The organism is Mesorhizobium sp. CNPSo 4684, assembly GCF_057784315.1.
The window spans coordinates 23306-30148 of record NZ_JBWLUX010000053.1; the positions used below are offsets into that span (position 1 = coordinate 23306).

At 61.9% G+C, this 6843-nt stretch carries 11 protein-coding genes; 7 read left to right on the forward strand and 4 right to left on the reverse strand.

All coding sequences use genetic code 11. The features are described from left to right. Positions 1-57: 57 nt before the first annotated feature. Positions 58-645 carry a TetR/AcrR family transcriptional regulator gene (locus tag AC04SG_RS31280; RefSeq protein WP_488554180.1) on the reverse strand — a complete coding sequence of 196 codons (588 nt, stop codon included), beginning with the start codon at positions 643-645 and terminating at the stop codon, positions 58-60. A 194-nt stretch (positions 646-839) separates the two neighbouring features. Further along, positions 840-1178: a hypothetical protein gene (locus AC04SG_RS31285; protein ID WP_142866117.1), complete on the reverse strand. Its 339-nt coding sequence runs from the start codon at positions 1176-1178 to the stop codon at positions 840-842. Between the two features lie 167 nt (positions 1179-1345). Between AC04SG_RS31285 and AC04SG_RS31290 the strand changes: the two genes are divergently transcribed. Continuing rightward, the gene (locus AC04SG_RS31290) at positions 1346-1537 is read left to right on the forward strand and encodes a hypothetical protein (protein ID WP_352559592.1); all 192 of its coding nucleotides are present in this window, start codon (positions 1346-1348) and stop codon (positions 1535-1537) included. 50 nt (positions 1538-1587) lie between these two features. Further along, on the forward strand, positions 1588-1722 hold the full coding sequence (locus tag AC04SG_RS31295) for a hypothetical protein (RefSeq protein ID WP_488554181.1): 135 nt from the start codon (positions 1588-1590) through the stop codon (positions 1720-1722). A gap of 27 nt (positions 1723-1749) precedes the next feature. On the opposite strand, the gene AC04SG_RS31300 is transcribed toward AC04SG_RS31295, so the two are convergent. Continuing rightward, positions 1750-2283: an inorganic diphosphatase gene (locus tag AC04SG_RS31300; protein ID WP_112559177.1), complete on the reverse strand. Its 534-nt coding sequence runs from the start codon at positions 2281-2283 to the stop codon at positions 1750-1752. 103 nt (positions 2284-2386) lie between these two features. On the opposite strand from AC04SG_RS31300, the gene AC04SG_RS31305 reads away from it, so the two are divergent. From AC04SG_RS31305 to AC04SG_RS31325, 5 genes are all read left to right on the forward strand, one after another. Beyond that, entirely contained in the window at positions 2387-2596 is a 210-nt protein-coding gene (locus AC04SG_RS31305) for a hypothetical protein (RefSeq protein ID WP_488554182.1), read from the forward strand. Between the two features lie 139 nt (positions 2597-2735). Then, the gene (locus AC04SG_RS31310) at positions 2736-3245 is read left to right on the forward strand and encodes a YciE/YciF ferroxidase family protein (RefSeq protein ID WP_488554183.1); all 510 of its coding nucleotides are present in this window, start codon (positions 2736-2738) and stop codon (positions 3243-3245) included. Between the two features lie 104 nt (positions 3246-3349). Beyond that, complete coding sequence (locus AC04SG_RS31315) at positions 3350-3871, forward strand: DUF6894 family protein (protein ID WP_352586184.1); 522 nt, start codon at positions 3350-3352, stop codon at positions 3869-3871. A gap of 34 nt (positions 3872-3905) precedes the next feature. Next, entirely contained in the window at positions 3906-4514 is a 609-nt protein-coding gene (locus AC04SG_RS31320) for a cysteine hydrolase family protein (protein ID WP_488554184.1), read from the forward strand. A 20-nt stretch (positions 4515-4534) separates the two neighbouring features. Beyond that, the gene (locus AC04SG_RS31325; protein ID WP_488554185.1) at positions 4535-5173 is read left to right on the forward strand and encodes a DUF6766 family protein; all 639 of its coding nucleotides are present in this window, start codon (positions 4535-4537) and stop codon (positions 5171-5173) included. A gap of 138 nt (positions 5174-5311) precedes the next feature. Here the strand turns inward: AC04SG_RS31325 and AC04SG_RS31330 are convergent, their stop codons facing one another. After that, positions 5312-6457: an extracellular catalytic domain type 1 short-chain-length polyhydroxyalkanoate depolymerase gene (locus tag AC04SG_RS31330; RefSeq protein ID WP_488554186.1), complete on the reverse strand. Its 1146-nt coding sequence runs from the start codon at positions 6455-6457 to the stop codon at positions 5312-5314. Between the last annotated feature and the right edge of the window lie 386 nt (positions 6458-6843).

A 6843-nucleotide genomic window follows, 5' to 3' on the forward strand; every position in this document is an offset into this window, starting at 1 on the left:
TCGCGGACGCGTTGCGGGAATCGGTGGAGCGCTCGCCCTCTGTCGCCAGATTTCCTGTTAGTGAACCTTCGCCGATAGACGTTGCACGGTTGGCGTCAGGATGGTGTCAAATATGGCAGGGGTGCCATAGGCACGCGCCGACAGCATCGCGCCATGGACAGTCGCCATGAACGTCTCAGCCTCCAGCGCGGCAGAGCCGGCGAATTTGAGCACCCCCTGTTCGGCGCCCCGCTGCATGACCTTGGTCAGCCAGGACGACAGGAACCTGAAGTAGGCCCGCACCTCGACGGCAATTTCAGGCGGAAGTGCGGGGAGTTCGCTGGCAAGCAGCGCGCAGACGCAAAACGGGACGCTCGCATCTTCAATGCATTTTGCCCAATAGCCGGCATAGGTTTGAAGCAGTGCAAGCGGGTCAGGCAATTTGCTTTCCAGATCTGCCATGGCGATCTCGGTACGCTCGCGATGGCGGGCCACAAGCGTGCGAACAAGGTCGACCTTGCTGGGGAAATGATGGTGGATACTCGCCTTGCGGATCCCCACCACCTCAGCGATATCGGCGTAGCTGAATCCGTTGTAGCCGCCCGCCACGATGAAGTTTCGCGCCGACGCCAGAATCTGATCGGAGGTCATTACAAGATTGCTCATGGCGATTACCTACCTACTAGTAGGAATGTTGTCAACCCTGAATTTCTGGGCGAGGCGCCAAGGCCAGAGGCTGAATTGGCAATCCACCCAGAAATGAAAAGCCCGCCCGCCGAGCCAAGCAGGCGAGGTAGGGCAGGAAACCTTACGGCCAGTCCGCAAGAACGGGACAAGCCGCAACACGCCTCTGCCGCCCGCTAGAACCAGCGGCGGTCGCGTTCCAGGGTTTGCCCGAGCAGCAGGCCGATCAGCAGCCCGGCAATGCCACCAAGGACGAAAGCGCTGCTGATCGTGCCGGGATTCTGCTGGACGGTTTCGGACACCGTCTGCGCCTGCGACCTCAACTGCTGCGCTGCCCGTGCCGCGCGCTCAGTCGCGCTGCCATACCAGCCACCTGCCTCCTCGACGGCATCTTCGGCACGGTCGGCAAGTGTCCGGTTTATCTTGCTGATCTCGCGCTTCAGCGATGCAACCTGCTTTTCCAGGGCCTCCTGGGCTTCTCGGGCGGAAATCTTCGGGGTTTCGTTGTCGGCCATGGGCTGTTCCTTTCGTTGAGGTACAGGGAACGGCGAACAGACAAGGATGGTTCCGCTGCCCGCGCTCACCGCTATTCGCCTGGCCGGCCGCTAACTTTTGATGTTGAAACGCGCTTCGCGAGGCTTATAAAAATAGACGTTTCCCATTGCTCTTGAGGAGAATTGCGATGGATAACGTCCCGAGCAACAAAGTTGATCCACCCGCCATCGAAGTGGTCGAAGCCTGCGGCGAATGGTTCGTCCGCGTGGTCGAAGACGGCAAGGCAACCACAACGTCGTTCGAACTCGAGGCGTTCGCCCTGACCTTCGCCGAGGGCCAGCGAATGCGGCTGGGGTTGGAGAAGATCGCGCGGATTTAGCATTCGCTGCGAGTGCGAATCCATTAAGCCATGCAGAAACGCTGCGGACGGTGTCCGACCTGCTTCACCGCGCCCGCCTTGTCATTCGCGATGGCGGTCACGCGGTGGCGATGTTCGAAATAGACACGCTGCTGCAGGTCGCCCAGACCGAGGTCGCGCGCAGCCTCGAACGCAACGATCGCTGAACCTCCGCATGTCACTGCGAGCGGTGTTCATTTGCGGGCCGCAAAGGCTTTCATTCCCTTTTTGATGGACTTGCGGGCCGCGTTGGCGTCCTGCCAGCCTTTGAACCTGATCTCCTTGCCCGTTTCCGACACCGACGAGCGAAAGAACTGTTCGATCTCGCGCCTCAGATGCTCGGGCACGTGGTCCGCGGCGACCGGCTCGTCTTCTGCATCCTCCTTGCGTGGGCAAAAGATGTAGCGGTCATTGCGCAGGGCCGCGCCACCCTTGTCCTTCTGCTTGACCCGCAAGGCGCCCAGCAGGTCGCATTTGATGACGATGCCAGGGGCGGTCGCCGTCTGATGGATGACCAGCCCGTCGAGGGGATCGCCGTCCTCGCCGAGTGTCGAAGGGATAAAGCCCCAGTCGTAGGGATAGGTCATCCCGACCGGCAATGGTCGGACATAAGCGAAGGCCTGGATGGCCGGGTCATAGGCCATTTTGGCGGCAGCGCCGCGCGGGGTCTCGATCACCACTCTGACTAGGCCTTTGGTCGTGGTCGGCAGTTTCAGATAGTCGGGCATCGGCGTGACTCTGTCGCGGGTTCGCTTCGAATGGAACTTCAAGACCAGAAGAATGTTCCGGAGGACAGGCCGCAACGGAGATCCCGGCTAAGGAGATTTCAGGATGACAAGAGCTGCTCTGCATCTGCTCAAGGGCGTCGGCTATCTGATTTCGACCGCCAGTGTCGTCCTGCTGGCCATCGTGAGCTGGTCGAGCGCTTCACAAGATCAGCTGCTGGTTGCCTGCCTGCTCGGCGGCGCCGCGGCATCGATCGTCGGGATGTTCTGCCGATGGCTCACCTATGAGATCGAAAAGCGCCAGGAGGACAAATAGACGCCGGCCCGCCGTATGGACGCAAAGGGCCGCGCAAGAGCCGCCGAACCAACCCGCTGTTTTATCGATATCTCGGCGGAACCTGTCTCGGATGCCGGAGTTGACCTGAACTCCACCCCCAAAGAAAGGACAAGCAACAATGGCAACGACCAAGGCATCCTCCAAAGACCTCAGCAACCTGTTTCACGATACCCTCAAGGACATCTATTTCGCCGAAAAGAAGATCCTGGCGACACTGCCCAAAATGGCCAAGGCAGCGCAGAGCCGTGACCTGAAGGCAGCTTTCGAAAAGCATCGCCGCCAGACCGAAGAACATGTTGCCCGGCTGGAGAAAGTGTTTGCCGTCATCGGCAAGAAGCCGGTCGGCAAGACCTGTGCGGCAATCATGGGCATCACCGAGGAAGGCGCCGATGTCATGGACGAATACAAGGGCGCGGCGGCCCTCGATGCCGGCCTGCTGGCCGCGGCACAGTCCGTCGAGCATTACGAGATTTCGCGGTATGGCACCTTGCGCACCTGGGCCTCCGAACTCGGCTACAACGATGCGGTCAACCTGCTCGAGCTGACGCTGAGTGAGGAAAAGGAAACCGATGCGGCGCTGACCCAACTCGCCGAGTCGGCGGTCAACGTCGCAGCCGAAGCCGCTTAAGCAAAGCAGCAGCGTCGACGGCACTTCACAAGCATGTGCTCTGGAGCCTCGATGTTCACGCATCGGGGCTCTTCACGCATCCAACCGGCGATCGGAATTCTTCCATGCAAATAATCCGGACTGAGGTCGACGACACGATCGGGCGCGGCGGCCAACCCGTTCGGCGCGTGGTGTTTTGCGGTGAAGGCGGCGAATGCGTCAGCGTCGACATGGCAAAGGCGCAAGCAGCCGAGAATGAGGGGGCCACCATCGAGCGGGCGAGAGCGGTGCTCGTGCAGACCGCGACCTTCGGTTTGGCGGCCAACGACTACGAGGCTGAAAGCAGCGGCAATTTCGACGAAGTCGCGGTGACCGCCGTCAATGACGAGAGCGGTGCGACCTACATTTTCGAGTATCGCGATGGAGACGGCGCCCGCCAGGTTCCGGCCTCGACGATGCCAAGCTTCGAAGCGGCGCGCCAAGAGGCCATCCGCTGTGCCGTCGACGTGCTGGCCGATCTGCAACCGGGCACCGACGATCTGTCGGGCTGGCTGGTGCGGGTGCTCGACGAGAACGGCGGCCTGCTCTGCTCGATCGACGTTTCCGAGGCGGAAGCAGCGCGCCAAGCCGAGGTTGCCGCGTTTTGAAAGCGGTGAGGATCCATGTAGTCGGGAGTTAAGGATGGCGGCGCGCGGCCTGGTTCATGGCCCTCTGGGAGAAACCTGCCTTCATCTGTGCGTCGACATGCAACGGCTGTTCGCGCCCGAAGGGCCTTGGGCAGTACCCTGGGCGGAAAAGGTGCTCCCGGCGATTGAAGAGCTTGCCGGCAAACACCCCCATCAAACCGTGTTTACCCGCTTCATCCCTGCCGAGAAGCCCGGCGATGGAACCGGCATGTGGGCGCATTATTATCGACGCTGGGCGGACGTCACCCTTGCCAATATCGATCGCAGGCTCGTGGATATCATGCCGCAGCTGGCGCGTTTCGTTCCGCCCGCGACCGTGCTCGACAAGCGGGTTTATTCACCATGGACGGGAGGTCGCCTGGACGCTGCGCTGGCGGGGCGGGATGTCGACACGCTCGTCATCACGGGCGTGGAGACGGACGTGTGTGTGCTTGCCACACTGCTGGGCGCGATTGATCGAGGCTTCCGCGCGATCGTGGTGACTGATGCCGTCTGCAGCTCGGCCGACCAGACCCATAATGCGCTAATGGAACTCTACCGATCGCGTTTTAGCGAGCAGGTCGAGGCAGTTGCCATGCAGGACGTCTTGGAAAACTGGCGCTAGGCGAAGACAGGACCACGAGCATGAGAGCCTTCTTCCGAAACAACGGACTGACCATTGCTTTGATCGCGATGTTCCTGCTCAGCGTTCTGGGCATGATCTGGTCAGGTCAGGCCGCGCATAATGAAGATCTCCGGGAGCACGGCGCGCCATTGGTCGGCCTGGCAGCCTATGTGACGAGCGGCGACTTCCTGGCTGCCTTGTTCGAAAACTGGGAAAGCGAATTCCTGCAGATGTCGGCCTATGTGATGCTGACCGCGATGCTCTATCAGCGCGGCTCGTCCGAGTCCCGCGATCCCGATGATCCCGACAGACCCAACGACCAGATCCGGTCGGCCATGCGCCGGCAGATGCCAATCCTGTCCTGGCTCTATTCATACTCGCTGGGGATAGCCTTGGCCGTGCTGTTCATAGCATCCTTCGTCCTGCACTGGTGGGGGAGTATGGTGGCGTCGAATGCCGAGGCGCTGCGCCATGGCGGCCAAACTCAATCGCTCGCAAGCTACCTCTTCGACGCAAAGCTCTGGTTCGAGTCTTTCCAGAACTGGCAGTCGGAATTTTTGTCCACAGCGGTGCTGGTGCTGCTCTCGATCGTACTCCGGCACAAAGGCTCGCCGGAATCGAAGCCGGTGGGTGCGGCACATTCCGATACGGGTGACTAGGCAGGTCCGTGGCTTTGCCCAACTATTGGCGGAACCGGCGGCTCGGATCTGAGGGGGGAAGAGCCCGTCCCGTCGCCAGTCCCTGCTCGCAAGGAGTGAGCACGACGGGCGAGCCCGTAAGCTTGTCCGCCGCCAACACTAGCGCATCAGCCCCGCTGCGCGCAGTGCATCCTCGATGACCTTGGTGATCCCGCCTGCCGTGCCGCGCGCGTTGGCAGGCTCCGGCGTAGGGTCGACATGGACCGCGCGCGGTTTTTCCTTCGGCGCAAAGGGCTGCAACGCCGCGCCTGAAGCGGTTTCGGCATTCGCCTTGCGTCGCAGCTTTGGCTCGGTCAGCTCCCAGAAATGGGCAATGTGCCGTGTCGAGGAAATCCCGACATCCAGCATGAACGGCCCTGCTCCGCCAAGGCCATCGTCGCCGCTCGTCTTCAGCGGCGTGCCATGGCCCATGCCGGCAACGGTGTATGTCTCCAAGACGTCGCGTCCATCGCCGTCCGACCAGACTTTCCGCGTCTGACCGTCGACCTTTTCCGTGCGCGTCGGTCTCTCGCCGAGGCCGTGCACACTCTGCCATTGCGCCAGCACCGCGTCCGCATTGGCCGGCACGACGGTGGTGTCGGCCGAGCCTTGCCACACCGAAATCCGCGGCCACGGCCCCTTGTGCGGCGAGGCCGCCCGCAACAGACGCAGCAGCTCGGTTTTGGACGGGCCGCCGTGGCCGCGCATGCGGTCGAAGGCTTCGGGGATGGTCGAGGCGCTGCCATAGGCAAGCCCGGCAATGATCGCGCCGCCGGCAAACACTTCGGGATAGGCAGCCAGCATCGCCGCCGCCATGGCGCCGCCGGCGGAAAGACCGGTGACGAAGATCCGCTTGCGGTCGAGACCATGCGTGACGATAGCCGCCTCGATCATCTGGCGGATGGACGCCGCCTCGCCGCTGTCGCGGCTGATATCGCCTGGCACAAACCAGTTGAAGCAAAGACTGGCGTTGTTGGCGCGCTGCTGCTCGGGGAAAAGCACGGCAAAACCATGCTCGGCGGCAAGCTCGGTCCAGCCGGAGCCATGGTCGTAGCCGGCGGCAGTCTGGGTGCAGCCATGCAGCACGACGACCAGCGGCGCCTGTTTTGGAAGATTCTCCGGAAGATAGAGCCGCGCCCGCAAGGCGCCGGGATTGGACCCGAAGCCTGTCATGTCTGAGAGATGATCGTCCTTGCTCTGCCCGGAGCCAACCGGCCGGCTGCGCATCGCGCTCAGGCGAGCGATCGTATCGGATATATTTCGCAAATCGGTATCCTTGCGCGCCGGAATGGCAGTCGTGCACAACGCACTCGCAGCAATATCGTTGCTGCACTGCACAATAACAAGCTGCGCTGAGGATTAATGACCGATCATACAATCCGTTGCGCGACGCCGGAAACAACACTCAAAACCACGGCTGTTCATCAGGCCTTCAACCGGCGCTTGCGCAACCCACGCAACCCACCGGAAAACCCCCGGTTGCGCGGCCTTCGGCGGCACCGAAGCGGCGATGCGAAAGCGCTTTTGCGCCAGTTCCGCGATCACACCATATGAACCGATCCAACCTCTGCTAGCTTGTTGGGCGTGGGACTTGTCCCGCTTTGGCCGGTGCTTCAGGCAACCCCATCCCAACCCCCCGCCCCCTGTGGCGC